This window comes from Candidatus Symbiopectobacterium endolongispinus (assembly GCF_018777385.1).
In the GTDB taxonomy this organism is placed as follows: Bacteria; Pseudomonadota; Gammaproteobacteria; order Enterobacterales; family Enterobacteriaceae; genus Symbiopectobacterium; species Symbiopectobacterium endolongispinus.
The window spans coordinates 1-26,872 of record NZ_JAFJYB010000003.1; the positions used below are offsets into that span (position 1 = coordinate 1).

Consider the following 26,872-nt stretch of genomic DNA (forward strand, 5'->3'; position numbering starts at 1 on the left):
CACACGTCTGGCAATACAAAGCCCATCACGTCATCGAAAAAGAGGCGTGTATCCATCAGTTTTAAGTCAGGCGAAATGACTGGGGTAAAGTCCATCTGTGCCAGAATGTCTTTTTCCAGATCGACGCCGGGCGCAATCTCAACCAAGTGCAAGCCATCTGCTTTTAAGGTGAAGACGGCGCGTTCGGTGATGTAACGCACGTCCAAACCGCGTTCGAGCGCAATTTTTCCGCTGAACGTGATTTCAGGAATTTCCTGAATGAATTTTTTGACTTTCCCTTCCTGCACGATCGTCAGCTTGCCGTCACCGACATCGGTTTTTAGACTGCCCGCCGTCAGGGTGCCGCAGAAAATGATCTTCTTCGAGGTGGCGCTGATATCGATAAACCCGCCGGTGCCCATGATCTTGCCGTTGAATTTATGCATGCCAACGTTGCCGTGTCGGTCTATTTCAGAAAAGCTCAGGTAGCAAACATCCAACCCGCCGCCGTGGTAAAAATCGAACTGAGAGGTCATGTCCAGAATAGCGCGGGTATTGACGTTGGCGCCGAAGGCCACCCCTTGTGTGGTGATCCCGCCGATAGGGCCGGTTTCCACCGTCAGCACGAAGTCATCGGCACATCCCTCTTCGCGAGCCACCAGACCGATGCCGACCCCCACGTTACCCACTGCACCTTTTCGCATCTCGAACAGAGCGCGGTGTGCTACCAGCTTACGTTGGTTAAGAGGGATGGCCATTTTTGCGCTGTCATCCAGCACAAAATCGCCGGAGATAAAACGGTTGACGGGTGCACCGCCGTACAACTGGGTTTGCGTTGAATCTACCACGACAATATCGACCAGATAGCCGGGAATGCGTGCGGATTTAGGATGCAGCGTGGCCTTTTTAACCATCTTCTGCACCTGCATCATCACGATGCCGCCGTTGTTGTGCACGGCTTGTGCAATCACCAGCGCATCGAGATACATTACTTCATCTTCGAAAGAGGCGTACCCTTCGCTGTCGCAGGTGGTGGCGCGGATAAAGGCGACATTCGGGGCAATGGCTTTGTAGAACAGGTATTCCTGATTATCGATTTCGACCAGCTTGATCAGTTTGTCTTTGGTCACTTCATTCAGCTTGCCGCCCTGTTGACGTGGGTCGACAAAGGTACCAATACCGATATTGCTCAAAATGCCAGGCTGGTGTGCGGCAGAAGCGCGGATCGCTGGCGTCAGCACCCCTTGAGGGTAGTTGTAAGCAACGATCTTGTTTTGTTCTGCCAGATCGGAAATACGCGGTGACTGTCCCCAGTGACCGCACAGTGCCCATTTCACCAAGCCTTCCTGTGCCAGCGGGCTTATACCGCGCTCGGCGCGATCGCCTAACCCTGTTGGGCTGATCAATGACAGGTCGCGCGGTGATTGCGTGGTTTTGTAGCGGTCGGCGAGGGCGGTGATCAGAGAGGTGGCTTCCAGAATGCCGCCACCGTCCCCCAATACGCACAGGGTAGCTTCATCGGGAATGTAGTTAACCGCGTCCTGTGCAGAGAGCACAGGTACTCGGCCATTAATTCTTTTCGGTTTTTCCAGTTTCATTGCAACTCCTCATGATAAGCAAATGAACGTGCGCTGCTTATGGCAGCGCAAACGGCTACAGCCGCGCCATCGCTATTCAGGATTGGTGTAATACCGTCAACACGGCGCGCAAATCTTTAACGGCAATTTGCCCTGGGGCAGAGGCCTTTTTCAGTGCACCAAAGGTGGCGGCTGAACCAAACAGCTCGCCGGAGAGACGGGAAATAACACCGGTTTTTGACATAGACATGGTGATGATCGGGCGGTCAGCGTGCTTCTCATGCATTTCCAGCGTGGCAGCCAGCAGGGTGAGCACATCGTCTTTGCTCTGTGGCATCAGGGCGATTTTCGGTATATCGGCACCCAATTCCTGCATTTTGTACAGGCGTTTGACGATCTCTTCTTTCGGTGGCGTCTTGTGGAAATCGTGGTTGGACATGATGACTTTCACGCCGTGAGCATGCGCAAACGCCACGGTATCTTTCACCAGCGCATCACCGGTAAACTGCTCCAGATCGATCATGTCCACAAACCCGCTCTCCACTACCGCCTTGTTCAAGGCAATGTAGGCTTCGGCAGAGAGTGCTTTTTCCCCACCTTCTTGCTTACTGCGGAAAGTAAACAGCAGAGGCTTGTCGGGAATGCAGTCACGCAGCGTGCGTACGGCTTCCAGCACGCTGGCGATGGAGGCCACATCATCAAAATGGTCGGCGCGCCATTCCAGGATATCAACGTCGCCGTCCTGATAATGGTGGGCTTCCGACTTGATGGCACCGATGTCTTTGCCAATCAGCGAGACGATAATTTTAGGTGCGCCTTCGCCAAACACCCGATTTTTTTACGGTTACGGTTTTCATGCTTTTCCCTTACGTCATCTTTTGCCACACGGTCTGATAACGCGGCGTGTTTTAGGCGTTAAAGCCCATCACCTTTTTGATGTGTTCCAGCGGGAACTCTTTACCGGTCCAGAGCTTGAATTGCTCAGCCCCTTGCCACAGCAGCATGCCGTAGTCATCAATGGTCTTGCAGCCTGCATCCATGGCCATTTGCAGCAGCTTGGTGATATGCGGGTTGTAAACGCATTCGGTGACCAACAGTTCAGGGCGCAGCATGGCGATATCGCTCACAACGCATTGGTCTTCCAGCGGTTTCATGCCGACTTTGGTACCGTTGGTCAGAATATCGGCGTGCGCGATGGAGTCGGCGAGAGCTTTCTGGTTCGCCAAATCACTGATAGTGACGGTGCAATCGGTGTTGTCATTCACGCGTTTGGCGAAGGCGATTGCCTGTTCGTAGGATTCATCTTTTCGGTTGAACAGTTTGATCTCTTTGATGCCTTCAATCGCAGCCTGGGCACCAATTGCGGTTGATGCGCCGCCCGAACCGACCAACACCATGGTTTTGCCCTGAATATCAAAACCACTTTCTTTGATGGCGCGAATATGCCCGGTGCTATCAGTGTTATAACCGCGTAAATACCCGTTATCGTTAACAATGGTATTAATCGCACCGACCAATTTGGCGGCCGGTGTTAATTCATCCACATATTGGCAGGCTAATTGTTTATTTGGCATGGAAACGCCAGTGCCGCGCATTTTCAGCGCCTTAAGGCCTTCAATTGCTTTGCCAAAGGTGGTGTTGTCTACCTCAAAGGCCATATAGGTGAAAGGCAAACCCGCTTTTTCTAACGCCTTGTTTTGCATTTCCGGCGAAAGGCTGTGTCTGATGGGATAAGCCATTAATCCAATCAGTTCATATTTTGCGGTAACATCCATTCTAAACTCCTTACACAAGGTAATAATAGGTGGTGCAGTTATTCTGGCAATAGGCGGGCGCATATCGCGCAAACTGTCGATTGCCGTTCTGTTCAGTTTTTAAAATCAATACTCACATTCTTGTGGCATCGTTATTGAAAGAAACGTTCGCCGAACCGTAAATCGGTTTGCGGGATTTTGAACACTTTGTAGTAGCGAATAAAAACTACGATGGCAGTAACAAAAGCCAGCAGGGCAAAAGCAATATCCAGCAAAATAATATATTGCAGACCGATTTTTGACAGGTATCCAGTAATTAGCGGAATTAAGAAGTTAGCCAGGCCACCCATCATCATGTAAACGCTGGTGACTTTGGCTTTGCTTTTTGGGAAAAATTCGGACATGACAGAAACGCCGAGCTACAATATCCCGCCTGCGGCTGAAAAACCGATAACAAAGGCGCCCACATTACATACTAATGGTGATGGGTAGAGATAAATAATCGTGGCGGTAATCACCGAAACCCCGGTATTAAACACGTTGGCCCACACCGGGCGCACCATGCTTTTTAACAGGAGTGCGAAAATAAATACGCACACCAATGAACCCATGCTGTAATACGAGATGGTTTTCAGCGCATCGGCTTCCGCCATACCGGCAAAGGCCATGGCATATTTGGGCATCCAGACCACAATGACGTAAAAGGTGGAGAATGCGGCAACGCCAAAAATAATAGAGGCAACTCCTTCCAACCAGGCAAGCGGCTTGCTATTCATCTGCGGTAATTCTTTGGCAATGGTGGCATCCACTAGTTGGCCGGGGAACTTGCTTTTTAGCAACAGCAACGATACCAAGACGAAGAGAACTCCGGGGATGATCATGGCATAGCCATACCAGATGTGACTGAGTAGCAGGTAGCTGGCCAGCATCGGGTATAACATCTGGCCGAAGGAGATCATGGCTTTTAATAGAATGACCGCTGAACCTGACGTTTTGGGATAACATTCCATCAGTGCCGGATAGCCACCAGTACCCAATGCCGCATTGGCGACACCGACGCATACGGCCAGGTCGAAGGCGACAACCAGATTTGGGCTGGCGGGAATACCAAAGAAGAACAAAATATATAAGCTGACGCCGAGCAGGATGACTGAGCGGCGGCCAAATTTGTCAGAGATCACGCCAAAGAAGAGGATACTGACCAATCGACCTAATCCAATACCTGAAATCAGGTACGCAATACCCGCATTGTCAGTACCAAATTTCTCCGCAAGGGATGTCATATTTTGTGCCAGCGTAATAACGCTGACGCCATGTAAAAAATAACTGAGATAGATACCGACGACGGCTAATAAGAAGGGCGCATTGAAGGCCTTATTCTGGCTCATGCTTTTCTCCGCATTTCGTTAATGATTCTGCTTGTTGTTGATATTTTTCATAACCAGGGATAGTGGTTTCGTTTTTCCTGACCTTTTGTGTTTCAATGATTGTCGATACTGGATATTTTTTATTCTCGTTATGTAATGTATTAAATGCGGATAATAATAAATACGTAATATGCCGTTTTAGTTGCTAACTTTATTGCTGTGCAATGTGAGGAAGTGGAGAGATTGGATGTTGATGAAATGTTTTTATTTCACAAGTGTCCTACAACAACCTAGTCTGGAAAAAGGTGGGTGTGCATCACATTGTGTTCACGGTGAGACGCTATTTTGTGATCTGACAAACAGTATTATTTCCTCAATTTATCAGGTGGTGTATATATGCTATAATGCAGTGTCATTCCTGTCCGATTTATGTTTTTACTCATTAACAATTGCGTTACGCTGCGCATTTTTGTTGCGCTGACAGACGCACCGCTTATATTGCACGGCACCGAAACAATGTTGCATTGCCCTTGCTTGACGGGCAGTTGCAACAGTAAGAGCGGGATATGCTGGCAATGGTAATCCACCTATATCACTGCGTGAGAATGATGCCGTGATACCTTGCCAAGAGGTCGGTCATGAATTTAAAACAGCTCCACTACTTTAAACGCTTGGCTGAAAAGCAGCATTATACCGAAGCAGCTTCAAGTCTGTTTATTACGCAACCGTCGCTCAGTCACGCCATTGCTGAACTGTAGAAAGAACTGGGCGTGATGCTGTTTGAAAAATCGGGCAGGAATGTACGTATTACCCATGCAGGCAAGCTTTTTTTACCCTACGTGGACAATGCATTGCTTGAGCTGGATAATGGCCGGCTGGCACTACGCCAGATGTGTGGTCAACAGGATGACGTGATCAGCCTGGCATTTATCTACACCATGGGCGAAACCGTGGTACCGCGCCTGGTCGATCGGTTTGCCCATCAGCCCGGTAATGCCAACAAACGCTTCTGCTTTTATCAGGGCACCACATCAGCGTTGGTGGAAGATCTGAGGGCCGATAAATACGATATGGCTATTTGTTCGCTGGTGGCGGATGAGAATGAAATAGAGTTTTTGCCGTTGATGAGCCAGGAACTGGTGCTGGTTACCTCTTGCCAACACCCGCTGGCACAGCAAGCGAAGGAAGACATCTCGCTGGAAGAAGCCATCGCCTATCCGTTTATTTTCTTTTCACAGAAAAGCGGGCTGAGTCAGTTTATTGATAAGATGTTTATGCAGAAAAAGCTGATCCCGGAAATTGCTTGTTACGTTGAAGAAGATACTGCGATGGTAGGATTGGTCAGCGTCAATTATGGTATTGCCGTGATGCCTCTCATCAGCACGCTCTCTCGCTCGGATCTGCATGTGATGCGTATTCGCGATCCTGGTCCAACGCGCTATATCTATTTGGCTACGCGTAAAGACAAAATGTTATCAGCGGCGGCGCAGGGATTTAAAAAGTTTGTCTTTATCGCCTGCCAGACTCTGCAATTTTAGCGCTTAACTCCCCTGGAGCATGGGCACAGAGGCGCAGTATTAGGATGGACGACGCAGCGCATCGTTAACGTGTAGTTCATCCTCTGTCAGAAGGTTGTCGCGTGTTTTCCGATTACGATAGCCGATAAACAGCGCCAGCAGGAAACCGACGGCGGCAACCCTGGTATCAAACCACATAATGCTGGCAATACTGGTTTGCGAAAGTCTGGCGGTGATGAGAGGGATCGTGAAGGTAGCGATACTGCCGGCGCTGTAGTAAATCGCGGTGGCTTTACCTTTGGCGTGGGGAAACCGTACCGCCATCAGCGTCAGCCCCAGTTGCAGCACCCCTCCCGCAGCGGAGAAGCCAATCACGAAAGAAAACACGATAACAGTGTTCGGACTGGGATACAGGCACACGCCCAGCAGCGCCACGAACGAAATAAACGTGTAGAGCATCAACAGCGAGGTGGAACTGACGGTTTTTCTCACTAATAGGGCGGAGATCACCACACAGAGCAGAGAGCCGACGGTGTAAATACTGAGCAGTTTGATTGACATGGTGTAACTCATACCTGCCACAAACTGGCCATATTGTGCCAGCCATTGGCTGATAAGGTAAAACGTTGCCATGGCGATGTAGCCATACAGCGTATAGCTTGTGAGATCTACTAAAGAGCAGGCGTGTTGCGTGATGGTGCGTACCACTGGGGCTTCGGCAGCCAAGTTTTCCCGCACTACTTTTCCCGGATGTGCCGGGAAAAGATAACGAAACAGGCAAATGCCGTTGAGCAGCATAATGCCAGCCGCGATGATAAACGACCAACCAAACCACAGATCTGCCCAGACCAACAGGCTGATGATCATTGGCAGCAGGAATTGCCCACTGGAGACGAAGGCCTTAATTAAAATGTTGGCAGTACTGGGGGAAGAGGGGAATGCTTCCATCAGCGATGGGTAGGTGCCGGAATCAAGGAAGCTGTTTGCCATCCCGGCTAGAAAGCCAAAACAATAGGCCGCGGCAATGCTTTGCGAACCGAGAATGCCAAAGAAAAAGCCGAGGCAGCATACCATTCCCAGATACACGAACGGTTTACGGCCAAAACGGTCGGACAACATCCCAGCCAGTAGCAGCAAACTCAGTCTGCCAATACCCAGCGATGAAATGACGACAGAGACCCCTGCGGCGTCGGTTTGCCATTGTTGCTCCAGGTGTGGCATGTTTAGGCTGATTAATATCACACCCATGCCATGCACCAGATAATTGAGATATAATCCGAAGGCGGTTGGTATATATTTGTTTTTCATAGTTAGCCTTGTGGGAAAACGCCTGGGTGAAAAAGAAACCCTGCTGTTTTCCTGCCCCGATGTGTAATACCAGTCTTATCTTGGTATCCTGTCGTATTCAATTGACATAACCCACAGATTTGCGGCCGGTTTTTAAGTTGCTTGATGCTAACAATCCCTTCGGGAAATGAATAATTCCTTTTTTTATTAATTCATAGATTGTTTCTATCGGCATACCTGATAAATGTTATTGATGTTAATTTTTATGTTTAAAACCTTGCTATGCCTTTCTATTTACTCAATGAAAAAGAAACGGATGTGTAACACACAGTAGATGATGCGGTACTCATTAAATTCCCTTGAGGAAAATTGTGATTTTCTCCCGAGCAATAAGATCGTTAATTTGTGATTTATCTCGCAACCAGCGAGTAGGGGGTGGTAAAAAAATACATCGCATTATCTCTGTTGCCAGAAGTTATAACGAAATGCAGAGTGCGTAAATTTGTTGTAATACCTCATGTTTCTCTTTATTCGCATCAATGACGTAATGTGCGCTTTCGTGATAAAGGGGATCACGCTCTTTAATAATACCGGTGATCTCTTCTGTAATAGACAAGCCAGTGAGTGAGGGACGCTGGCTGACCGCTGGGTTTGATTTCAGCCGTGCTACTACGGTTTCGGCAGAGGTGGCAAGATAAAACACAATGCCATTATTTTTCATATACAAACGTTTTTTTCCGAGACCACCATCCCGCCGCCCGTTGCTACCACGGCATCACGTAACATAACGTCTTCGAGAATCTGATTTTCGATGTCGCGGAAACGATCCCAGCCTTGCTCATCAACGATTTGTGCGATGGTTTTATTCGTTTTTTTTGTACCAGATCGTCAGTGTCAATAAAATGCCGATGTAGCCGGGTTGCCAGCATCTTTCCAACGGTTGTTTTACCGGATGCCCGCGGACCGACTAAAATAATCGAATGAGTCATCTATTATTCTTAACATAACCGTTCCAAGTTGTGTGCGTAAAGTTCAGTGGCGACAGATTGGTATATTTTCCACTCAATATAATCACCTTCGGTATAAACCGTACGAAAGTCAGCATAATCTGGGGAAAAGCGCATAGTATTATTCCCGATACGATTATTGATTTTTTCGATGATCGCATCGAGTCGTTGCTTACGTTTTTTGTTCATCAACATTAGTGTGTCAATAACTTCTGAAGGTATTGGCTGCGAGCCACTTTCCCATAAACGCCAGGTTTCGCTTTCAGTACCGTTAGCAATATAGGTGGCCGCTTCATCAACACTCATAAAAAAAGTTGACGTAATGCTTGTAGCTCTAAAGGATTCATCATAATGCGATTCCACAACGCAACGAATTATGCTGCTAGTAAATAACATTATTGCTTATTTACCGGCTTGATTATTGTCACACTATTTTGTGCAACATTGTTTATTTGCAGTGGTATCCAGGTTGGCGCGATCTTTGCGTTGTGTCAGCGCGTGATAGCTGGACACAGCCAAGAGGGAGAACCGGTGCTTGACTGATCAATTCTGGCGAGGGGTGAACAGCCACAGGTGTTCAATATGGCATAGACGACTTTCTTAGCAACTTTCGCTACGCAATGATTGAACGTGTTACTTAACCATAGCAACGGTTACTGGCGGCTACCTGGTCGACATCACTGAAATTGCTGGTGCAGTATCAACCCCCAGTCGCTAGGTTTACTGGTGGTGGATATTGTACGCTTTTGTCGCTGTCCGGCATTTACGCTGAGCCAGGATAATGATGTTACATGCGGTCTGGCGGGTGAATATTTGCCGACTAAACAGCCATTTTGCTGATAAATGCAGCGAGAGTTGTAAATAATGATCTGCCGTGGTGAGCTTTTGAGCGTTTGGTTTTATCCCGGCGACAAAGGGCTTGCCATCAGCACGTAACCAGTCCATAATAACGTCCATTCCTGAAACGGAAATGAAAAAATCTTATTTATCAATAAGTTATAAGTAAAAACTTATTGATATGACCTGAAGTCTTAGGTTAGTAGGCAGAATAAAGGCGCGTTGGCAGAGTGGCCATGCAGCGGATTGCAAATCCGCCTACCTCGGTTCGACTCCGGGACGCGCCTCCAATTTTCGCCCGGGTGGTGAAATCGGTAGACACAAGGGATTTAAAATCCCTCGGCGTACGAGCTGTGCGGGTTCAAGTCCCGCCCCGGGCACCACGAATAAAAACCATAATAATCAGCATCTTGTTCCTTATTGGTCGCCGCCGTCAAGGCGGTGTTTTTATGCTTTTTATTTGCTAAGTGGCGATGTATTGGCGACGCTACTTTTTAGCAGCTTTAGATTCTTCACTTTCCAAGCTATCGAAGGGGTTCAATGTGATAGCTGCGTCAAGGTGATCGGGGGCAAAATGTGCGTACTGCATTGTCATCATGATCGTGCTGTGGCCTAGAATCTGTTGCAATACTAAAATATTGCCACCGCGCATCATAAAGTGGCTGGCAAACGTATGGCGTAATACATGAGTACGTTGTCCCTTCGGTAATTCAATACCCGCTCTATTGAGTGCAGCTTTGAAAGCCTCATAAGAAGGGGAAAAGAGAGCGCCTCGGTTTTTGGGTAATATCTGTTGCAGCCGATCAGAAATTGGCACTGTTCGGTTTTTTTTGCTTTTGGTTTGGGTGTATGTGAGACGGCCAGGCAATATTTGAGATTGCTTCAAGTCCTGAGCTTCACTCCATCGCGCCCCGGTCGCCAAGCAGATCCTTACGATAATGCCTAGATCTTTGTTGACTGACTGATCACAAGCTGCAAGCAGGCGCTCAATTTCTTCTTTATAGAGAAAGGCTAGCTCCTGATCCCCCTCCTTAAACTGCCTGATCCCCGATAGCGGATTATACCCTTCCCATTCCCCCAGCCGTTTCATTTCAGAAAAACCGCATGTGGATAAGATTGCTCTCGGTTTACGGTGGCCTCACTGAGTTTCTTTATTCCCTTTTGGTTCCATTCACCGCTTAAACGTCTTTCTCGGTATACCGCAAAAGTGTTTTTATCAAAATGAGCTGTAAGCGGATCCCCTAAGCGCCCACAGATTGCGAGCAGCTTTACTTTGCGTTCATCACCTTAGGTTAGTGTTTTACCGTGCATTTCATACCAGCGCCCCACGAACGCCGAAAGTGTGACCGCATTATAGTTAATCGCTTGATTGGAAAAATTATTCATAAGACAGCGTTCGTGAGAGCGCGCCTCGCCTTTGATGACAAACTGCTTACGGATACGCTTACCGGTTGCGCCGTATGGGTAACACTCGCAGAGCCATTTGCCAGATGGGAGTTTACGGACTGTCATAAATCTCTACCTTGTTAAATCCTTTTATTTTTTTAAAGCTCTCTATCTAAGAAATTGGTAAGCCATTTTCAGAAATGGTATTCAAGCTGATGATTTTTTTACAAAACGTTGCCACTCATCAGGATCATATTCGAATGTTTGTGCTGACATATCATCTTCATCCCCTTCTTTCACAAAAAGGACTGTATAGAAAACTTTGTCGCCACCATCTTCTTCCTCATTGTCAAGCACATCTACTTCAATTACTTCAATAACAGAGAGTCGCATTGATGGGTCTTTCTTTGAGACATAAAGACCTTCTTGAGGAATTAAATTTTCAGAACTCATAACGTCATCCTTTTCCAATTTAGGTAATTAAAAAAAGAGAGAGCCTACTACAGCGCCTACGACAAAAACAAAGCAGACCTCTTTGGGGTGGGTTCTAAGAAGACCTGTAATGCTGTGCCGTGAGGCCAGAAGCAAGGTGCTTGTCTTGCAGTTATCATGGAGTTGCTGATCCAACCAGGACAAAGCAAGTTGAAGCTGGGGGCGAGTTAAATCATTCAGTCTGCCGGTACCAAAATTAATATGACAATAGCGAATGAGTTTTTGTCTGGTTTCACTATCTTCACTGTTGCGAAGCAGGAGGCTGACCAAAGCTTTGCTGGCGTCTTTTTCCTCGCACCTGTCAAGCATAGCCTGAAGGAAGCTCACTGCCGCTTGGTAATGGTTCACGGTCATATCCTCAATGCTGGCGATACCAATTTCCGCATGTACTTTTTGCCAGATAACGAACGCTTCATTGTCACCTGCTCCAGCAATTGCAGCTACTAAGCAGTTAAGTTCCTTGCGTTGGGCTTTTACGAGGGGTGCGCTTATCTTCTTTTTCAGAAGGGATCGCAATGTTGATAGTTTGGCGTCCATCAAATTGATCTATCTGTACCTTATTTTCATTGAAATCACGAACTGCGACGCGGTTTTGTTCACCAGTAGAATGAACCGTCATAACACATCCTTACTTTTTGTTTTCGTGGAAGTTATTGCCCGCAACTCGGTTACCTTGACCTGATACATGGATTGAATTTGATGCATTGCTACCAGCGGTGAGTGCTGCAAGAACAGCGGCTTTAACTGCTAAAGGTGCAGATCTATAAAGTTTGATGAGTTCAATTTCATCATTAGTGATATCACCAATATCGGGGGTTCTTCTGCCAGTGAGAACATACAGAACATCAACCTCTAGCCTCGAAAGAGTTGATAAATACCTAGCATCTGGTGACCTTTCATCACGTTCATAGTACGCTTGGGAACCTCTCGACTGCCCGCCTAACTTGGCAAAATCAGTCTGATTCATACCTAGTTTATCCCGTTCCTCTCGTAACCTGCTTCCAATTGTCGACATAAATCATTATCTCATATTGACTTGATCACTAATGTGATCAAGAATGTTTTTACGGACACTTAGCTGATTACAATATACCACTATGACACAAGTACATCATGTTCAAAGGTCACGCACCCCGAAAAACAGGGTTGCGGGTAGGCCGCTTCCACTACGTTTATCTCCAGGAGAGCGCTTAGCCATTGAGGAGATGGCAAAGGCTGAATGCCGCCCTGCATCAAACATGGTTCGCGTCGTTTTTTTACGTGGGTTTGATGCAATAAAGTCTGAAAAAATGAACGAACAGGAAATTTAACCATGAGCAAATAAGATCTATAAAGCTGAATTTCAGGTGCCTAAGGCAGCAATGGCAAAGAAGCTGAAATGCACCAAAAGTAATTAATAGATTTTTAAACCATCAGTAATAAAAATTTCTGATTTTAAGACGTATTGAATACGTAATTGAAATTTCCAAGAGGTGAGGTATGTCAGGTGTAACTATAAATTTAAATGTTGCAGCTCCTTATTTATCTCTAAAAGAATATGCCAGAGTAACCGGCATACCCTTTGGTACTTGTCGTAGTATGGTGAGAGACGGGCGAATTATTATTCGGCCTAAAGAACTGTCAGACGGTAAGATTGAAATAAACATGGTTGCCATGCTTAAAGATGCAATTACAAACAGTTGATGGTATTTCCAGTAAGAGGTCACCGCCAATGATTAACTTCATCTTCATTTTGGGCATATTTAGCTTTCCCTGCGTCGTGCCCTATGTGCTCTCCAGCAGGCTGATGGAGCTTATCCAGCAAAAACGCGCCGAAGCCATGCGCAAAGCCTATATGGCCCACAGGTCTAGCGTTGAATGCCAGGCTCGCCAACGTTTGCAGGAGAAAGACAATGCAACCGACCTACGCCACATTGATAAATGAACTCGTGCAGGAGTACCGCACCAAGCGGGCAAACCTGCGCTACGCGACGGCTATCGCGCCCGAACTGCGCCAGTGGTTAACCAACGATTACGCCTACCGGCTGAGTATTGAACTGGAAGAGGCATTGGACGATGCCTATGCCACTGGAGATATCGACAGTGCCAAACAGATTGATAGCGTTATCCGGCTGTTTTACACCGGTCAGGGGGCAGCCAATGCAGCATAAAAACGTCAATACTGTTCAAGACCCTTTCGAGGCGAATTCAGGGCCGGGCCATGTTGTTACCCGCACAAAGTTCACGCGAGGCGGCGGCATTATTAGTTGCGAATGCCGGGCCGAAGACAATGACAGCAGCACATTTGACGCGGGCTATCATGCTGCCGGGATTATTAAAAGTTTGGGATGCCTTAATGACGACCTGCTTTGTCAAGAAATTCATGCTCATGCTCGGCGACATAAACAGCGGCTTGAAGATCAGCGATGAGCTTTTTTATCTGAGGAATAGTCAGGGCTGTCAATATTTCATCGGCAGGCGGTAACGGATTTTCACTGGCTTTATAAGAAAAGCACGGCGCATAAGCCTGACCGATGTATTTGGCATCTGCCTCAAAGACAACAAATGACTCAGCAAAGCTGAATTTATCTTCGATGTTCATGTGGGTTATCTCTTTTTTGTGGGTGAGGATCATGCCCGTGTTCGGCCAAGGAACTGGTGGGCATGACGAAAGTACCACAAAACCACGCGCCGGGCGTGGTGAAACATCCTGGCAATATTTCATCAGCCATAGGGTTAAAACAAATGCGCGGAAGACTGGAGTGGGGCAACAAAAAATGACGGTATCCCTGTTACTGAATTCCGCCGTAGATATTTTAAAAATGGACGTTATGCGGGGGGGTTATAAAAATAAAAGAGTTACACTCGGCGACAGCCGGGCCATGGCGGCCAACTTTACCGCGCTAAAAAGGATATACCGGACATAGTGAAACATTCAGGTGCTTAACGACATAACGGGGACAGGGTGATGACAGATACAGTAAATAAAAATGAGGGTAATGATACCAAGATTACTCTTGATGAAATGCTATGTTTTGCGACAGATATTTTAACATTTGCGGAGGAAAAGGTCAGAAGCACCAACAGGGCTATTTCTGGGCGTGACCTAGAGATCATCGTGGCGTTGGCGCTCAAGACGGGAAATGAGTTAATCAATTAACGTCTCTTGTGATTTTTTCTCGAGAGCAGTGTTAACGGAATCAACCAATGAGATAATAAATAATGATATTGCAAGATTTATGGTGGATGGATTATTTAGTACCGGTACTCCTGTTACTTATTGCACCCCAGCTCTCCCTCTATGCGGTCATTATCGATATCAGGGAAAGCAGACAGCACAAGAATAACTCACTTCGTGCGCGATACGCGAAAAAATATCAGGCAAGGCATACACGAAACAACCACGTGAAATAACAGAAAGGTCGCGCACGATGGCTATTAATAATTTTGATATGACAATCAACTTTAACGCCGGTCAGCGCCTGTGCGGTCTGAATAAAATCGCTGAAATTCGCGCCGAAATGCGGGAAATAAACAAAAGAGTACAACAGCAGAATAAAAAAATCGCTCTGTGCCACACGCGATTATAGATAAAGATCTGGCCCGCTTTCTTGCTGACATGCGAGATAAGCATGACGCAAAACATGAGCAGAATGATCGGGCGCTTTCCGCACTGTTTTATCTCGCAGGAATAAAAAAGGCCCGGCATGGTGTTGACGTAGTGGAAATGTCCGACCAGGAAAAAAAGGCTCTGATTATTGCCATGAACCATTTTCGGGTGATAGTGAGCTTATTTCCTGAACGACTGACCTTGCTGGTTTAATTCGCGGCAGAAATCAATGGCGTAAACCCGCCGGGCGGTTTATTGCCCAAATACAGGGGAAATGACAATGCGAAAGACTGAAACCCGCAACACCAGAACCTTACCGGACAACACCGGCCTTGACATGTTGCTGACTGAGGCCCGGATGGAAGGGCGCCGGGGGCGTGCTGACGTGTTCGCGGCCCGTCTTGAAAAACTGGCTGTGCATATAACACGTTACAAACTCACCAGCACGGATGCTGCCGACTGCTGCGAGATGTCGCGCAGAACATCCAGAGCGACGCGCAGGAGAGATGCTGATGCCCGATGCAATGGATGTTATCCAGTGGCTCGAGGAAGAGGCGCGTCAGCGCCATATCTGCCGCGCACTCTCCAGAACCAGGGCGGTTTCAAGGGCGTGCTGTGCCCGATGTGATGCACGCATCCCGTAAGCTCGCATCCGGGCTGTTCCGGGTGTGCAGTACTGCGTGACCTGCCAGGAAAGCAATGAGCGCAAAAACAGATACGACAGGAGGAAAGCATGAGACCGATCCTGAAATGGGCAGGCGGCAAATCTCGCCTGATGCCACACTTAAGCCCTTTACTGCCAACGGCTGACTGCCTAGTTGAACCCTTTGTGGGTGGCGCATCGGTTTTTCTCAATACCGATCACCGTCGCTATGTATTGGCGGACATTAACCCGGATCTTATCAATTTCTACCAGGCGGTCGTTGATAGTCCTGAAAGCGTTATACGGGCAGTGCTGTCGCTATTCAGACGCGCCAACACCTCTACTGACTATTACCAATACCGCACTGATTTCAGACAATGGCGGGTAACTAAGAGCCTTGAGCGAGCTGCCGTGTTCCTGTACCTGAATCGCCATGGCTACAACGGTCTGTGCCGCTACAACCTGCGTGGTGAATTTAACGTCCCGTATGGTTGTTACAAAAAGCCGTATTTCCCTGAAGCGGAAATCCGCCTGTTCGCCGAAAAGGCGCGCGATACACACACCCGGTTTGTCTGCCTGCCCTTTGAGGAAGCGCTGGCGTTTCATGTGGACGAGCACTGTGCAGTCTATGCCGATCCGCCTTATTATTTCCCTCAGGAAGACAAAGCCGGTTTCACCGGTTATTACATCACGCCGTTTCGGGACGAAGCGCATCAGGCACTGGCTGATGCTCTGATAGAGGTCAACCAGCGGCGCGGTGCGCCCGTTGTGCTCTCCGGCAGTGATACCCCCAGGACGCACGCCGCCTATGCGGGCTTTACGTCTCACTACACGCACGCCTGTTACAGCCTCGCCGCCAAGGGGGTCAGTCGTGGTAAAGCTGTGGAAGTGATTGCCACGCTGTCCGCTCCCGGCGCCAGTGGGTAGGTGGTGGCATGTTATCTTGCGGAGGTAAAATTTGATGATTGTCACATTTGAGGCTAACGGCAGGAAAATCACGGTAGACAGTGATGCTATCGCTTATTCCTTTCCCTCGATAGTCAGTGAGGGAGAGTTCTTCATTACATTAAAAAATGGCCGACAGTTTCGAGCCAGACATGTCAGTAAGCATGATGTTGAGGGCGATCACAGCCTGTGTGCCGTCATGAGAGTGCAAAGAGGATGGTGAACGTGAAAAAGCCCTTGTTTTCGTCCGCTGCTCGGCGTTATGCTGATCGGGCATCGACAAAAGTCGGTGTCGGGTTTGCAAGCCCGTATACCAAAGCGGACAGCCGCTATTTCTCTTTGCGGTTTTTTTACGTCCATCAATACCACAGTTGCGTCCTGATTATGGTGGGGCGTAACGGGGGAGCGCGTGCGCTCGCCGGGTTCTTTGGTACCGGTCTTGCAACCCTGTTACGTCTCGCCTGGGGTGGTGAGGTTGAAATACCTTACTAAAGAGGCCGCCACTATGGTTGCTACCCACACCCCCGTTTTACCTGAAAGCATGTCCCTTGACTGTTACCGCAAGCTGCACCGCGCGCGTGAAACCGCCCGTTGGCTGTTTCTCGATCTGCATACCCGTCCCCCTAATGGACTGAATCAATATTACCTGCCGTTTGTTTTTTCCTGGCTGGCCGATGACCTTAACGCCATTCATCAGGAGCTTAGCGCTCGTGGCCTGTTTGCGGCCTTCCAGTCACCGCAGGAGAGCAGCGATGACCAGTAATAATCCTGCTGCACTCACGTCTACCCCCGCGCCACGCGCGGTGGCCTACCCGTGGAACGACAAGCCCTTGCTGCCGATTGATCGCGGTATCCCGACCCATGAGGAGATGCACCGCGCCGCACGCCGTCAGGAAGACTATCTCCAGGCGAAAAAGCAGGTGGACAGTCAGTTGGAAAGCGTCAGCGCCAGCCTTTACTGGCGCTTCGACCAGCGCGAAAAACAAAAGGGCGTTGACAGCGCCCGTCGTTGGTTAACCGAGTCCGTGGCCAGGGTGATGTTGCCGCGCATTACGCGTGTGAACGCAGGCTACCGCCTGGATGAGATAGTTGATGACGATCCCCGTGCTCTGTTTGGCAACCGCGCAACACAATCCCCTCAACACAATGGCGTGGTGGCCTTTTTACGCCTGCGCACCCAGCGCAACCGTTTGCCCGACCTGGACAGCCAGGCGCTTAAGTCACTGGTTGATGTCGTGGCCCATTTTGCCGCCACCGAACTGGCAAGGCTGACGCAGGCGCAAGGTGATAACAGCGAATGGCGCATCGTCCATGACCATTACCACCATCTGGCCCGTATCACCCGCTTGCTGGGTGCACAGCCGCCGCTCTGGGACAAGCTGGAAAAATGTTTCGTGCCCTTTGATGCCCAGTCCGCCATCCGGCGCATGAGCGATGCGCGGTGGTGGTTGAACAGCCTGCGTCGTACTGCCAAACGCTGGCGTGAACATCTGGCCATCGCCATGGGGTATGTTCATAAGCATGCCTCCCCGAACGTCAGCACAACCGCCTTGCGTGACTGGGGCGAGCAGCGGCGGCGCACCAACGAGTGGCGCAAAAGCATGGATCTGGAAGACGAAGAGGGTAACCGTATCAGCCTGATGGACGGCTATGCTGCCAGTCAGGCCAATCCAGCCATCCGGCGTACTGAACTGATGATACGCATTCGGGGGTATGAAGATATCGCCAATGCTCAGGGTTATGTTGGCGAATTTGTGACCATCACCGCGCCCTCAAGTTATCACGCCACCTTGGAAAACGGGCGCACTAACCGGAAATGGAACGGTGCCTGCCCGAAGGAGACCCAGAGCTATCTCAATGATGTCTGGGCCCGCGCCCGCGCCAAATGCCACCGCCAGGGGCTGCGCGTTTTTGGTATGCGGGTTGCTGAGCCACACCATGACGGCACGCCACATGCCCATTTGTTGGTGTTTGCCCGCCCGGAAGAGATGAATCGCATCCGGGACATTCTGCGCGAGTATGCAATGGCGGAAGACGGCGATGAGTTACGGAGTGCCGCCGCGGCAAACGCCCGGTTTGACGCAAAAGCCATCGATCCAGAAAAAGGCAGCGCCACCGGTTATGTCGCGAAATACATTTCGAAAAATATTGATGGCTATGCCCTGGACGATGAAGCCGACGACGAAAGCGGCAAGCCGTTAAAGGAGCACGCGCAGCGTGCTACCGCCTGGGCATCGCTCTGGGGCATTCGCCAGTTTCAGTTTATTGGCAGCGTTCCGGTGACGGTGTGGCGGGAGTTGCGCCGGCTGAATGACAGTGAAACCGCCCGCGGCCTGAGTGTGGAGTTTGCCGCCTGCCACGAGGCGGCCAATGCGCCGGACTGGGCCGAGTATGCCAATGCTCAGGGCGGGCCATTGGTCAAACGTGATGCGTTGGCGGTGCGCACCCGGTATCAGCCGACAGAGGTACTGAATCAGTGCGGTGAGGAAATGCTGAGTATCCGTGGGCTGTTTGATACGGTGGTTGGCGAGGATTAGCCGATCCTGACCCGGTTGAAGCAGTGGAAGATTGTACCGAAGTTGGCCGTTGACGTGAGCAACGCGGACGCGTTGCCTCGGACTCGGACTCGTGTCAATAACTGTACGGGGGAGCCAGGGCCTCCGACATCATATTGGTGTCAGTGCCAATTGAAATCTGACCCACCTACTTCTGGTTTGTCCCCAGAGAGGCAATACACGTAACCATTCGATGATAGGGGGGTTGTACTGCTGATGTCTGTCATGGGACTGGGGTTACAGAGATGATTTCTGTTGTTTGTGGAGGTTGAGGGATGGCGAAATATTCCTATATACATGAACTGTATCAGGCGTATACGACTGAGAGAGAGCATCATAATGAGCGTTATATGCAAAATGTTCGTGCCGTTTGTTTCCGTTCTGGCGGTTATGCGCGATATAAGCGGGACAGCGAAAAATATTTCAGAAACAGATGGGCCAACGAAAAAAAACAGTTCAGCCGGGTTTTTCTTCAACTAGATGCGTTATGGCCACAGGGTAAGGCCTGGATTATTTCTGACGGGAAGATTGTTGGTGTGAGGGACATTGACAGCCAGGGCTATTGCGCGCAGGCAACTGACTAACAGATTGCCGATGTGTCCAGCGCTGCCGAAAAGGTTGATAGCGTTCGTGCTTTACTGTAAATGTTGTGTGCACAGACGTTTCCAAGTCTTCTGAAAACACGTAAGAATTTTAAGGTATCTCATCAGCTATAGTGTTTGTTTTATAGTGTTTTTTGTAGTATATAAAAGGAGGTAAGTATGTCGTTTGAATCGTCATTATCCAGGGCTATATTCAGTTCAAGAGAGCGACTGACCAAGGTTCTGCGGGATAACAAAGGTCGCTATAGCATCAGTCGGGATGGGCATGTTTCATTGAATCTTAATGATGCCGAGGTGGTGAAACCCATTGTTCGCCAGATTGAAATCTTTGGCGATACAGAAGAAAGAAGAAAAAACGAATGAATACAATTACTTTGGCAATAGTTTTGATGAGCGGCTATCTATACGTAATCAACTCTGTTTCAACACGATACATATTTAAGCGTTCCCAAGGTTGGAATGCTTATTTCTATGTTGCCGTGTGGGGTGTTATGTTCACGTTACTCTCTTGGCTGCTCTGCTCATTCCTGAGTGTGTTCGGATTTTTTAGGTGGCTGTGTAATTTCCTTTTGGTTCAAAATTTTGTGGAGCCGGGATCAATCAATAGATTTTACCCTTTATCTACAGAGGAATAGTTTAAATTTTCTGATGTTAAGTACGGATTTTTCTGTTTTACTTCACTTTTCTTCGCGTGGGCATTAGGGCATTTTATGCGCTGGTATGTCTACTGTGATCAAGACAGGCTAATTTCTGTTCTTGTCTAAGCAATTCAGCATGATCCATTTGAAAGCTTTCTTGTTGAGGCCTCAACAAGCAGATTTCCAGTGATCGTTACGCTTGCGTCGCGCAAGTTTTATGTTGGAATTGTCAACTGTCCAGAACTGGAACAGGGTAAAGTCGACTATTTGCAGCTTTTACCGCTTCTGAGTGGATATCGAGATAAAGATACTCTTACTATCACAGTAACAACAAACTACAAACGGCACTACATCGAAAGTGGTATAGTGGGCGGTATTAGTGAAGGTCCGGTAAGCTTGGAGGATTTTAGAACGCTATTGCCAAAAGACAAGATTGAGGGAATGTCATTTTCGATATTCATACTTACTCTCAGTTTAAAGCAAAAGAAGAAGATGATCGTTCAGGTTCTGCTACGACTTCTACTACTTCCATGCCTCACGTGATCGGTTAATCATCATTAACTTGATAGTGAACAAATTTACTGCTCGACATCAGTAAAGATAATCATCTTCATAATCATTAATTAGATTATTACCATAATCAGACAATAATTTCAGCGCAAAGGTCGTTTCTTCAAGACTAGCTGCCCCCATTGCCGCAAGCACCGTTAATTTAACCAGCAAAAGCGAAGATGAAAGCTCTGATCCGTTCATCATCAAAAAGATAGATGCGGCCTGAAAAGCGGTACGTTTGTTACCATTATGGAAGGCGTGAGCTTTTGCTATGCCGATCAGATACATGGCAGCAAGGGCATAAATATCATCAACGCCTTTATAATGGTGCAAGGTCTGGACGCGATTGAGTGCTCCGTCAAGCAGTCAGGTATTAGTGCTACCACTTTGCGGAAGTGTTTCAGTGTGGATACGTCTCACGTCCTCCTTTGAAAGAAAAAACAGATCCATTAGTTATCCTCGAGCATTTTTATAATTGCCGCATATTTCTCTCTTGTTCGCTTCATTGCCTCTTCAAAAGAGAGGGCCTTTTTCACCTGAAAAAACAGGTTAGGATAAGTTTTTTCAAGCTCACGTACTGTCTGAATCAGTGGCTGTTGACTCATTTTTTTACCTTTTCATAATGTTCTTTGAGTTTATTGCTGATATCAAGGTATTCAGGGCTAATATCTGAGCCGGACAGGACGACATTTTTCTGGTCTTTGTCTGTGATGGTGATGTTTCCACCGGAGCGGAGGTGATTCAGCATATCGCCAAGATTTTCGCGAAATTCAGCGTCAGTGACAGTTTTCATATTCGTTTCCATTATCCGCGCCCATCGTGTCAGTATAACGGACTCATTGCACAATAATAACCTGCTCCGGGAGGCTTTTTTTTTGCACAAAGTGCACAATTTTCTTGATGCGATTTTTCCCCTTTTCGCTCAGTGCGGGCACGGGCTGAGCCGGTATCGGCCTCCGCACAAAAACACGCAGGTTTGCTGCGTGTAGGTGACGGGGGAGACCCACGCGAAAGGTGGTAGATAGGGTCGGCTTGATTACTCAATATGCTGATGGATTTCCGCCGTTCTGCGCGATTGTTTCGCGTTTGGTGATCCGCGCGATGTTTCACGCCATCGCCTCACAGCGTAGCGTTGAGGCGCGTTTGTGCGTGGGGATTCTGTGGGGGAATGCGGGGACTTCAGCAGGCTTGCGCTATCGGTGGCATCAATACTTTTGAAGGAAAAACCGCCGCAGGGTGCGGTGGTGAAGTGGGTTACTCTTCGGCTTTCAGCAAGGCGTAAGGGTTGAAGCGGATCACTTCCATGCCCAGCCAGTCATTCACATGTTTCAGCGCTTCCATAACGGGCATCAGTTCGTTGATGGCAAACACGCGCGCGGCTTTCTCAACGTCACCGAATGAGCCGTTGCCCTCCGGCATGGCCCCCATTAGTTGCGGCGGCACACGGTGCGCGGCAAGGATATCGTCACTGGTAACAGACTTGATATTCAGGAATTCATCCTTGGCCGATATCTGGCTGAACGGGATAATTTGTACCCCTTCTCGCCCCCGCCTGGCGCATGCAATAACAGGTTTTTAAAAGCCCCCTTGCCGCGCGCTTCGGTCAGCGTCTTTTTCACATTCTCCATGCTCTTGCCATCAAACTGCGCCGCGCCGATATAGATGATGCACCCAGCGTGCGATCCGTTGTCGTAGTAGAGTTTGCGGAACATGTCGGCGGAGTGTGACAAGCTGGCTGACAGCATGGCCCCGATGTACTCCGGCATGCCGTAAATTTCCTGATGAATATCCGGGTTGATCACATGGCACACGTTGCCGGTATCAAACTGATGTTCGTCTTTCCACTGGCGGATAAACCAATAGGTTTCCAGGTCACTGCCGCGCCGGGTGTACTTGGTCGGGACGTGGCACAATGACAGCACACCGCCGAGCCGGTTTGTTCTGCACTCCAGGTAGCCATTGCCAAACACAAACCAGTCAAGCACAAAGGCAGAGAACGCCTGCCGGGATAGCAACGGTGCGGAATAAAACACCCGGTCAGCGCATTGCGTTTGAAATAAAGCGCTGACTGATGCCATGACGCACTACCGAATGAGCGCGCCAGCCACGGTGTCTCGTAGTAGTGCCCGTTATAGGCGCAATACATGTTATCCAGCAGATCATAACTGTCACGCACCGGATAAGGCCCGTCGAAGGTGAACGCGCTTAAACCGGGTTCACTTTTCAGTGCGGTGGCAGCGTCTGGTTGCGTGGCCGTGTCGGAAGTGGCTGTGCTGGCCATCCGTGTGTGGTGCTGTTTCTTGCGCATCAGAACTCCATAGCAAAACCGCCGCCGCCGTGTTCCTGGCCGAGCGGTTCATTGATGATTGATAGCATGGTTGACCAGGCCAGATCGCCGTGATTTGAACCGCGCGTGCGGTCAGAGTCATAGGTAATAATGCCGCCGGGGGTGGTTATGCGGCGCACGGTATTAAAGGCTTCGATCAGGGCTTGTTCGCGGCGGTCATACTCCCAGCGTCCCGCGCGGATCACCTGCAACATCTTCAACACCAGGGCGCGTTTGGACGACACCGACATCAGGTAACACACCGCCGCCGGAAAGAACTTTTTCACCAACTGCCAGGCCGCTTCCCCGATGCCGGTGCCGTCAATCGCGATGTGCTGTACGTTGTATTTGAAGGTCAGCGCCTCGATCACTTTGGCCTGTTCTTCAAACTCAAGCCCGCGTATCTGCTGGGTTTCGATAGTGCGGAATTTTCCCCCGGCCACCAATGGTGGTACGGTCAAGGTAATGCCGCCGCTGTCACCGTTGCCGCTGCCGCCGTTGGCATCGTAACCAATCCATACCACGCGATCGGCCATGGGGCGGGATGCAAACGACTTCCAGTCCGGCCACTCGTCGTAACCGTCGGCACCGCAACTGAACAGCAGATTAAGGTTAAAGGCGCTCTCCCCGTCACGAACGAACTCACAGCAATACAGATTTTGGTATTCGTCCGGACTGTTCTCATCCATGATTTCGTCAAGGTCGGTGTACTCCCAGCCGTGATCGATAGCGTCTTGCAAGGTGACGATCTGCCGCCAGGTTTTATCCGGGCACAGCAAGCCGCTGTTAAGCGTTTTCCATGACACATCAAAATCAATTTTCTGCGCCTTGTTGCGCTTTTCATTCCAGCGCGCGCCCGTCCAGAACGGGTAGGCTTCATGGGTTTCACTGTAGGGCGTAGAGAAATAGGTGCGGGTGAGCCCTTTCTGGGTGGCCATAGCCCCGGCGACTTTGCGCAGGTTGGCAAAATTGCTTGTCCAGAAAAACTCATCAAAGAACAGGTTGCCGGTATAAGACTGTGCGGTAGCGGCTGACGTGCCGAGAAAATGCAGCTCTGCACCATTACTCAGCACAATTTTATCGCCGCCTTTCAATTCAACATCGACCTCTTGCGCCACCTGTTGAATGAAGCCCCGGAACTGGTGCGCTTGACGACGTGACGCCGACAAAGAGATTTGATTGCGCTGATAGCCATATTTCACATCATCACGCAGCGCTTGCAACAGGGCTTCACGGGCAAAATACCAGGTGGCCCCAATCTGGCGCGATTTCAGGATCATCCGGTTACGGCGCGCCCGCTCTGCATACCATCCGACTTGATGCCAGGCCAGCGAACCGAGGATTTTTTCACGCAATGCGGCGATCTGCGCCTGAGAAAAATGGTTCTTGGCTTTACGCTGGCGCGGTTTCTTGCCGCCTGCGACTTCCGCTGGCTGGCCGTCGCTCAGCTTTTTCAACTGCCGCGTCAGGGCGTCCATTTCCTTCAGGTCGCCGCCGGTCTTATTCGGTTTTTGCGCAAGCTGGCACAGGCGTGTATCAATGGATTGGCTGACGCGCCGGATGGTTGGTGTTTCGTTCCATTCGTCGCGTTTCTTCCAGGCATACAACGTGTTTTGATTGATACCCATCAGGCGTGATATTTCCGCCGGTGGGTATCCCTGCCAGTAAAGTTGTTTTGCTCTGAGCTTTACAAAAGCGTCCTGGATCATGCAGCTTCCCCCTTTGCCGGGAAGATTACCGCGCGCGAACCGTCCTGCTCCCCCTTTTTGTTCTGCGCACGCGCTGACAACAAAACCGCGTTGAGGCAGCCCGTTACGCTCTGCCATCATGATGCCACTGACACCACATGACAGGACAAACAGGCATGAGTGCAACAACCAAACCCACCCGTAAAACATTCCGGGTCGCTGTCTCCGGCTCCACCGTTGACTGGCGCGAAATCAGCCCCGAACACTTGCGCGACGCGGCGGCCAGTTACCGCACTGATGTGTATGGCGCACGGGTCAACGTTGAACACTACCTTTCACCGTTTCCCGTTAGCGAATTTGGCGCAATGGGGATGTGACTGCGTTAAGCACGGAAGATATTAGCGAGGGGCCGCTTGCCGGGCGCACCGCACTCTATGCGGAGATCGACCCCTCGGCGCGTATGAAGCAACTGACCGATGAAGGCAAAAAAGGTGTACTCCAGTATTGAGTTACATCCTCAGTTTGCGCTCAACGGTAAGGCGTATGTTGTGGGGCTTGCCATGACCGACACCACGGCAAGCCTTGGCACTGAGCGCCTCAAGTTTGCCGCCCAGCAACGCGCCCAAATCCAGGCATTCAACCAGCAGCAAGGCGAAGCCCCGCTGTTTTCTGATGCCATCGAGGCGGAAATCATTGAACTTGCCACCCAACACAGCGATGAGGGGAAGCAGTGGTTTTCCCGCGTGATGGGGATCATTAGCAAGGGCCGTAAATCAGACGGCGAACAATTCACCCAGGTACGCGAAGCGGTGGAGAGCGTCGCGCAATCCCATGCTGAGTTGCTGGATAAATTCAACGATTTGACGACACAGCGCCAACAGGACGGCCAGACCTTTCAGAAGCTGAATACCGAACTGACCGCGCTCAGGCAAACGCTGGCGACACAGGATAACAGCTTCACCCAACGCCCAGCGGCCACCGGAGCAACCATTTACGCACAGTTGGCCGATTTTTAAGCCACGTTAAGCGAGAAAAGCAAACATGGAAAATACCACCCGTAAACTTTACAACGAGTACCGCGCCCGTCAGGCACAGCTTAACGGTGTGCAGCCTGGTGATCTTGCGGCAACCTTCAGTGTTGAACCGTCGGTGCAACAGCGCCTTGAAAAAGCGGCGATGGAAAGTGACGATTTCCTGAAACACATTAATGTGTTTGGTGTTAAAGCACAGGAAGGGCAAAAGATTCTGATTGGCAGCAAAGGGCCGATTGCCAACACCAACACCAACAGCGACGGCACCTCACGCCGTAACCCGGTAGATAACCATTCCAAAGAACCGAGCAAATACCATTGCCGTCAGATTAACTACGATTCAGCAGTGAGTTATGCCCAACTTGATGCCTGGTCACAGCAACCTAACTTTCAGGCGCTGATCAGTCAGGCCAATGCGCGGCAAATCGGCCTTGACCGCATCATGATCGGTTTTAACGGCACCACCTACGCCGAAAAATCTGATCGTGAGGCCCATCCGTTATTGCAGGATTGTGGCATAGGCTGGCTGCAAAAAATCCGCAGTGAAGCGAATCACCGTATTATCAAAAATGTCACACTCACCTCACGTGATGAAGATAACAAGGTCATTGCCAAAGGCACCTACGGCAACATTGATACTGCCATTTTTGATGCGAAAAACACCCTGCTGGACTCCCGGCACTGCAAGGCACCTGACCTTGTTGTCGTCATGGCATCCGGCCTGTTGACTGCCAGCAATTTCCCCAAACTCAACGCGCTGAGCCAGAGCAACCCCAACACCGAATTGCTGGCCGGTCAGTTGATTGTCAGCCAGGAGCGCGTGGGCGGATTGCCAACCTTCCTTGCCCCTTATTTCCCGTCGAATGGGGTGTTAATCACCTCCTTCAAAAACCTATCGCTTTACCACCAGTTGGGTGGTCTGCGATGCAGCATGGTTGAAGAATCGCACTACAACCGCATTGCGACTTATCAATCCTCAAACGATGCCTTTGTCGTAGAGGATTACGGCAAGGTGGCCTTTATCGACGGTATCCAGTTTGCCAAGGCGACGGTAGAAGGCGCTAGCGAGGCGAAGGCAGCAGGTGCTGGTGAATAATGCA

General features: G+C 49.5%; 25 protein-coding genes, 2 tRNA genes and 11 pseudogenes. 20 read left to right on the top strand and 18 right to left on the bottom strand.

The features are described from left to right. The 4 genes and pseudogenes from JZM30_RS11435 to JZM30_RS11450 form a co-directional block, all read right to left on the bottom strand. On the bottom strand, positions 1 to 1,577 hold a 1,577-nt coding region (locus JZM30_RS11435), incomplete at its 3' end, for an acyl CoA:acetate/3-ketoacid CoA transferase (RefSeq protein WP_252318841.1). Positions 1,578 to 1,653: 76 nt separating this feature from the next. Continuing rightward, positions 1,654 to 2,413, bottom strand: a pseudogene (gene aroD / locus JZM30_RS11440) (type I 3-dehydroquinate dehydratase). A 51-nt stretch (positions 2,414 to 2,464) separates the two neighbouring features. Next, the gene (gene ydiB, locus JZM30_RS11445; protein WP_252318842.1) at positions 2,465 to 3,331 is read right to left on the bottom strand and encodes a quinate/shikimate dehydrogenase; all 867 of its coding nucleotides are present in this window, start codon (positions 3,329 to 3,331) and stop codon (positions 2,465 to 2,467) included. A gap of 131 nt (positions 3,332 to 3,462) precedes the next feature. Then, a pseudogene (locus JZM30_RS11450) lies at positions 3,463 to 4,698 on the bottom strand (MFS transporter). 617 nt (positions 4,699 to 5,315) lie between these two features. Between JZM30_RS11450 and JZM30_RS11455 the strand changes: the two are divergent. Beyond that, positions 5,316 to 6,215 (top strand): annotated as a pseudogene (locus tag JZM30_RS11455) (LysR family transcriptional regulator). A gap of 39 nt (positions 6,216 to 6,254) precedes the next feature. Here JZM30_RS11455 and JZM30_RS11460 read toward each other — a convergent pair. From JZM30_RS11460 to JZM30_RS11475, 4 genes and pseudogenes are all read right to left on the bottom strand, one after another. Further along, positions 6,255 to 7,502, bottom strand: coding sequence for an MFS transporter (locus JZM30_RS11460; RefSeq protein ID WP_252318843.1), 1,248 nt, complete (start codon positions 7,500 to 7,502; stop codon positions 6,255 to 6,257). Positions 7,503 to 7,956: 454 nt separating this feature from the next. After that, positions 7,957 to 8,470: pseudogene (gene aroL / locus JZM30_RS24335) on the bottom strand (shikimate kinase AroL). Positions 8,471 to 8,479: 9 nt separating this feature from the next. Then, positions 8,480 to 8,835: pseudogene (locus tag JZM30_RS11470) on the bottom strand (YdiL family protein). Between the two features lie 373 nt (positions 8,836 to 9,208). Next, the gene (locus JZM30_RS11475) at positions 9,209 to 9,433 is read right to left on the bottom strand and encodes a hypothetical protein (protein WP_252318845.1); all 225 of its coding nucleotides are present in this window, start codon (positions 9,431 to 9,433) and stop codon (positions 9,209 to 9,211) included. Positions 9,434 to 9,541: 108 nt separating this feature from the next. Between JZM30_RS11475 and JZM30_RS11480 the strand changes: the two genes are divergently transcribed. Then, positions 9,542 to 9,615, top strand: a tRNA-Cys gene (locus JZM30_RS11480). A gap of 6 nt (positions 9,616 to 9,621) precedes the next feature. Further along, positions 9,622 to 9,708 (top strand) — tRNA-Leu (locus JZM30_RS11485). A gap of 104 nt (positions 9,709 to 9,812) precedes the next feature. Here the strand turns inward: JZM30_RS11485 and JZM30_RS11490 are convergent. The 4 genes and pseudogenes from JZM30_RS11490 to JZM30_RS11505 all read right to left on the bottom strand — a co-directional run bounded on the left by JZM30_RS11490 (position 9,813) and on the right by JZM30_RS11505 (position 12,218). Further along, a pseudogene (locus JZM30_RS11490) lies at positions 9,813 to 10,837 on the bottom strand (phage integrase). Positions 10,838 to 10,918: 81 nt separating this feature from the next. Then, positions 10,919 to 11,164 (bottom strand): DUF8087 domain-containing protein, encoded by a 246-nt coding sequence (locus JZM30_RS11495; RefSeq protein WP_252318846.1) that lies wholly within the window; start codon positions 11,162 to 11,164, stop codon positions 10,919 to 10,921. Between the two features lie 27 nt (positions 11,165 to 11,191). After that, a pseudogene (locus JZM30_RS11500) lies at positions 11,192 to 11,822 on the bottom strand (hypothetical protein). Between the two features lie 9 nt (positions 11,823 to 11,831). Continuing rightward, on the bottom strand, positions 11,832 to 12,218 hold the full coding sequence (locus JZM30_RS11505) for a helix-turn-helix domain-containing protein (protein ID WP_286673573.1): 387 nt from the start codon (positions 12,216 to 12,218) through the stop codon (positions 11,832 to 11,834). A gap of 464 nt (positions 12,219 to 12,682) precedes the next feature. On the opposite strand from JZM30_RS11505, the gene JZM30_RS11510 reads away from it, so the two are divergent. The 3 genes from JZM30_RS11510 to JZM30_RS11520 are packed head-to-tail and all read left to right on the top strand — an operon-like array spanning position 12,683 to position 13,353. Then, positions 12,683 to 12,886, top strand: coding sequence for a DNA-binding protein (locus tag JZM30_RS11510; protein ID WP_252318849.1), 204 nt, complete (start codon positions 12,683 to 12,685; stop codon positions 12,884 to 12,886). 28 nt (positions 12,887 to 12,914) lie between these two features. Then, on the top strand, positions 12,915 to 13,127 hold the full coding sequence (locus tag JZM30_RS11515) for a hypothetical protein (protein ID WP_252318850.1): 213 nt from the start codon (positions 12,915 to 12,917) through the stop codon (positions 13,125 to 13,127). Further along, entirely contained in the window at positions 13,096 to 13,353 is a 258-nt protein-coding gene (locus JZM30_RS11520) for a hypothetical protein (protein ID WP_252318851.1), read from the top strand. The genes JZM30_RS11515 and JZM30_RS11520 overlap by 32 nt, the downstream gene beginning before the upstream one ends. Positions 13,354 to 13,535: 182 nt before the next feature. On the opposite strand, the gene JZM30_RS11525 is transcribed toward JZM30_RS11520, so the two are convergent. Next, the gene (locus tag JZM30_RS11525) at positions 13,536 to 13,784 is read right to left on the bottom strand and encodes a hypothetical protein (RefSeq protein WP_252318852.1); all 249 of its coding nucleotides are present in this window, start codon (positions 13,782 to 13,784) and stop codon (positions 13,536 to 13,538) included. A 31-nt stretch (positions 13,785 to 13,815) separates the two neighbouring features. Here JZM30_RS11525 and JZM30_RS11530 point away from each other — a divergent pair, with 31 nt between their 5' ends. The 12 genes and pseudogenes from JZM30_RS11530 (at position 13,816) to JZM30_RS11585 (ending at position 19,900) form a co-directional block, all read left to right on the top strand. Next, positions 13,816 to 14,109, top strand: a complete 294-nt coding sequence (locus JZM30_RS11530; RefSeq protein WP_252318853.1) for a hypothetical protein — start codon at positions 13,816 to 13,818, stop codon at positions 14,107 to 14,109. Positions 14,110 to 14,150: 41 nt separating this feature from the next. Then, on the top strand, positions 14,151 to 14,342 hold the full coding sequence (locus JZM30_RS11535) for a hypothetical protein (protein ID WP_252318854.1): 192 nt from the start codon (positions 14,151 to 14,153) through the stop codon (positions 14,340 to 14,342). A gap of 271 nt (positions 14,343 to 14,613) precedes the next feature. Continuing rightward, positions 14,614 to 15,005 (top strand): annotated as a pseudogene (locus JZM30_RS23935) (DUF5347 family protein). A 124-nt stretch (positions 15,006 to 15,129) separates the two neighbouring features. Beyond that, the gene (locus JZM30_RS24735; protein ID WP_438801508.1) at positions 15,130 to 15,420 is read left to right on the top strand and encodes a DUF2732 family protein; all 291 of its coding nucleotides are present in this window, start codon (positions 15,130 to 15,132) and stop codon (positions 15,418 to 15,420) included. Beyond that, positions 15,317 to 15,529 (top strand): annotated as a pseudogene (locus JZM30_RS11550) (TraR/DksA C4-type zinc finger protein). The gene JZM30_RS24735 and the pseudogene JZM30_RS11550 overlap by 104 nt, the downstream one beginning before the upstream one ends. Next, the gene (locus JZM30_RS11555) at positions 15,526 to 16,362 is read left to right on the top strand and encodes a DNA adenine methylase (RefSeq protein ID WP_252318856.1); all 837 of its coding nucleotides are present in this window, start codon (positions 15,526 to 15,528) and stop codon (positions 16,360 to 16,362) included. The pseudogene JZM30_RS11550 and the gene JZM30_RS11555 overlap by 4 nt, the downstream one beginning before the upstream one ends. Positions 16,363 to 16,396: 34 nt before the next feature. Then, positions 16,397 to 16,603: a hypothetical protein gene (locus tag JZM30_RS11560; RefSeq protein ID WP_252318857.1), complete on the top strand. Its 207-nt coding sequence runs from the start codon at positions 16,397 to 16,399 to the stop codon at positions 16,601 to 16,603. A gap of 2 nt (positions 16,604 to 16,605) precedes the next feature. Further along, on the top strand, positions 16,606 to 16,872 hold the full coding sequence (locus tag JZM30_RS11565) for a hypothetical protein (protein ID WP_252318858.1): 267 nt from the start codon (positions 16,606 to 16,608) through the stop codon (positions 16,870 to 16,872). Then, entirely contained in the window at positions 16,856 to 17,143 is a 288-nt protein-coding gene (locus JZM30_RS11570) for a derepression protein (RefSeq protein WP_252318859.1), read from the top strand. The genes JZM30_RS11565 and JZM30_RS11570 overlap by 17 nt, the downstream gene beginning before the upstream one ends. Continuing rightward, positions 17,133 to 18,917, top strand: a complete 1,785-nt coding sequence (locus JZM30_RS11575) for a replication endonuclease (RefSeq protein ID WP_438801498.1) — start codon at positions 17,133 to 17,135, stop codon at positions 18,915 to 18,917. Before JZM30_RS11570 ends, JZM30_RS11575 begins: the two co-directional genes overlap by 11 nt. Before the next feature lie 293 nt (positions 18,918 to 19,210). Continuing rightward, a complete protein-coding gene (locus JZM30_RS11580; RefSeq protein WP_252318860.1) occupies positions 19,211 to 19,519 on the top strand; it encodes a hypothetical protein in 309 nt (102 codons plus the stop codon). A gap of 177 nt (positions 19,520 to 19,696) precedes the next feature. Further along, positions 19,697 to 19,900, top strand: a complete 204-nt coding sequence (locus JZM30_RS11585; protein WP_252318861.1) for a BTB/POZ domain-containing protein — start codon at positions 19,697 to 19,699, stop codon at positions 19,898 to 19,900. Positions 19,901 to 20,766: 866 nt separating this feature from the next. Here JZM30_RS11585 and JZM30_RS11590 read toward each other — a convergent pair. From JZM30_RS11590 to JZM30_RS11610, 5 genes and pseudogenes are all read right to left on the bottom strand, one after another. Further along, the gene (locus JZM30_RS11590) at positions 20,767 to 21,093 is read right to left on the bottom strand and encodes a type II toxin-antitoxin system death-on-curing family toxin (protein WP_286673591.1); all 327 of its coding nucleotides are present in this window, start codon (positions 21,091 to 21,093) and stop codon (positions 20,767 to 20,769) included. Between the two features lie 83 nt (positions 21,094 to 21,176). Continuing rightward, positions 21,177 to 21,332: a hypothetical protein gene (locus tag JZM30_RS11595; protein WP_252318863.1), complete on the bottom strand. Its 156-nt coding sequence runs from the start codon at positions 21,330 to 21,332 to the stop codon at positions 21,177 to 21,179. Continuing rightward, positions 21,329 to 21,520 (bottom strand): type II toxin-antitoxin system Phd/YefM family antitoxin, encoded by a 192-nt coding sequence (locus tag JZM30_RS11600; RefSeq protein WP_252318864.1) that lies wholly within the window; start codon positions 21,518 to 21,520, stop codon positions 21,329 to 21,331. Before JZM30_RS11600 ends, JZM30_RS11595 begins: the two co-directional genes overlap by 4 nt. 461 nt (positions 21,521 to 21,981) lie before the next feature. Further along, positions 21,982 to 23,008: pseudogene (locus tag JZM30_RS11605) on the bottom strand (phage portal protein). A gap of 26 nt (positions 23,009 to 23,034) precedes the next feature. Then, the gene (locus tag JZM30_RS11610) at positions 23,035 to 24,762 is read right to left on the bottom strand and encodes a terminase large subunit domain-containing protein (RefSeq protein ID WP_252319645.1); all 1,728 of its coding nucleotides are present in this window, start codon (positions 24,760 to 24,762) and stop codon (positions 23,035 to 23,037) included. A gap of 155 nt (positions 24,763 to 24,917) precedes the next feature. On the opposite strand from JZM30_RS11610, the pseudogene JZM30_RS11615 reads away from it, so the two are divergent. Both JZM30_RS11615 and JZM30_RS11620 read left to right on the top strand, forming a co-directional pair. Then, positions 24,918 to 25,757: pseudogene (locus tag JZM30_RS11615) on the top strand (GPO family capsid scaffolding protein). Between the two features lie 25 nt (positions 25,758 to 25,782). Beyond that, a complete protein-coding gene (locus JZM30_RS11620) occupies positions 25,783 to 26,868 on the top strand; it encodes a phage major capsid protein, P2 family (protein WP_252318865.1) in 1,086 nt (361 codons plus the stop codon). Positions 26,869 to 26,872: the final 4 nt, after the last annotated feature.

Coding starts and splice junctions, on each gene's coding strand:
- JZM30_RS11535 (WP_252318854.1), top strand. CDS start 14,151: ATGACAGATACAGTAAATAAAAATGAGGGTAATGATACCAAGATTACT.
- JZM30_RS11460 (WP_252318843.1), bottom strand. CDS start 7,502: ATGAAAAACAAATATATACCAACCGCCTTCGGATTATATCTCAATTAT.
- JZM30_RS24735 (WP_438801508.1), top strand. CDS start 15,130: ATGTTGCTGACTGAGGCCCGGATGGAAGGGCGCCGGGGGCGTGCTGAC.
- JZM30_RS11560 (WP_252318857.1), top strand. CDS start 16,397: ATGATTGTCACATTTGAGGCTAACGGCAGGAAAATCACGGTAGACAGT.
- JZM30_RS11525 (WP_252318852.1), bottom strand. CDS start 13,784: ATGAACATCGAAGATAAATTCAGCTTTGCTGAGTCATTTGTTGTCTTT.
- JZM30_RS11620 (WP_252318865.1), top strand. CDS start 25,783: ATGGAAAATACCACCCGTAAACTTTACAACGAGTACCGCGCCCGTCAG.
- JZM30_RS11495 (WP_252318846.1), bottom strand. CDS start 11,164: ATGAGTTCTGAAAATTTAATTCCTCAAGAAGGTCTTTATGTCTCAAAG.
- JZM30_RS11585 (WP_252318861.1), top strand. CDS start 19,697: ATGTCGTTTGAATCGTCATTATCCAGGGCTATATTCAGTTCAAGAGAG.
- JZM30_RS11610 (WP_252319645.1), bottom strand. CDS start 24,762: ATGATCCAGGACGCTTTTGTAAAGCTCAGAGCAAAACAACTTTACTGG.
- JZM30_RS11575 (WP_438801498.1), top strand. CDS start 17,133: ATGACCAGTAATAATCCTGCTGCACTCACGTCTACCCCCGCGCCACGC.
- JZM30_RS11530 (WP_252318853.1), top strand. CDS start 13,816: ATGCCCGTGTTCGGCCAAGGAACTGGTGGGCATGACGAAAGTACCACA.
- JZM30_RS11600 (WP_252318864.1), bottom strand. CDS start 21,520: ATGAAAACTGTCACTGACGCTGAATTTCGCGAAAATCTTGGCGATATG.
- JZM30_RS11515 (WP_252318850.1), top strand. CDS start 12,915: ATGATTAACTTCATCTTCATTTTGGGCATATTTAGCTTTCCCTGCGTC.
- ydiB (WP_252318842.1), bottom strand. CDS start 3,331: ATGGATGTTACCGCAAAATATGAACTGATTGGATTAATGGCTTATCCC.
- JZM30_RS11555 (WP_252318856.1), top strand. CDS start 15,526: ATGAGACCGATCCTGAAATGGGCAGGCGGCAAATCTCGCCTGATGCCA.
- JZM30_RS11520 (WP_252318851.1), top strand. CDS start 13,096: ATGCAACCGACCTACGCCACATTGATAAATGAACTCGTGCAGGAGTAC.
- JZM30_RS11595 (WP_252318863.1), bottom strand. CDS start 21,332: ATGAGTCAACAGCCACTGATTCAGACAGTACGTGAGCTTGAAAAAACT.
- JZM30_RS11505 (WP_286673573.1), bottom strand. CDS start 12,218: ATGTCGACAATTGGAAGCAGGTTACGAGAGGAACGGGATAAACTAGGT.
- JZM30_RS11475 (WP_252318845.1), bottom strand. CDS start 9,433: ATGGACTGGTTACGTGCTGATGGCAAGCCCTTTGTCGCCGGGATAAAA.
- JZM30_RS11510 (WP_252318849.1), top strand. CDS start 12,683: ATGTCAGGTGTAACTATAAATTTAAATGTTGCAGCTCCTTATTTATCT.
- JZM30_RS11580 (WP_252318860.1), top strand. CDS start 19,211: ATGGCGAAATATTCCTATATACATGAACTGTATCAGGCGTATACGACT.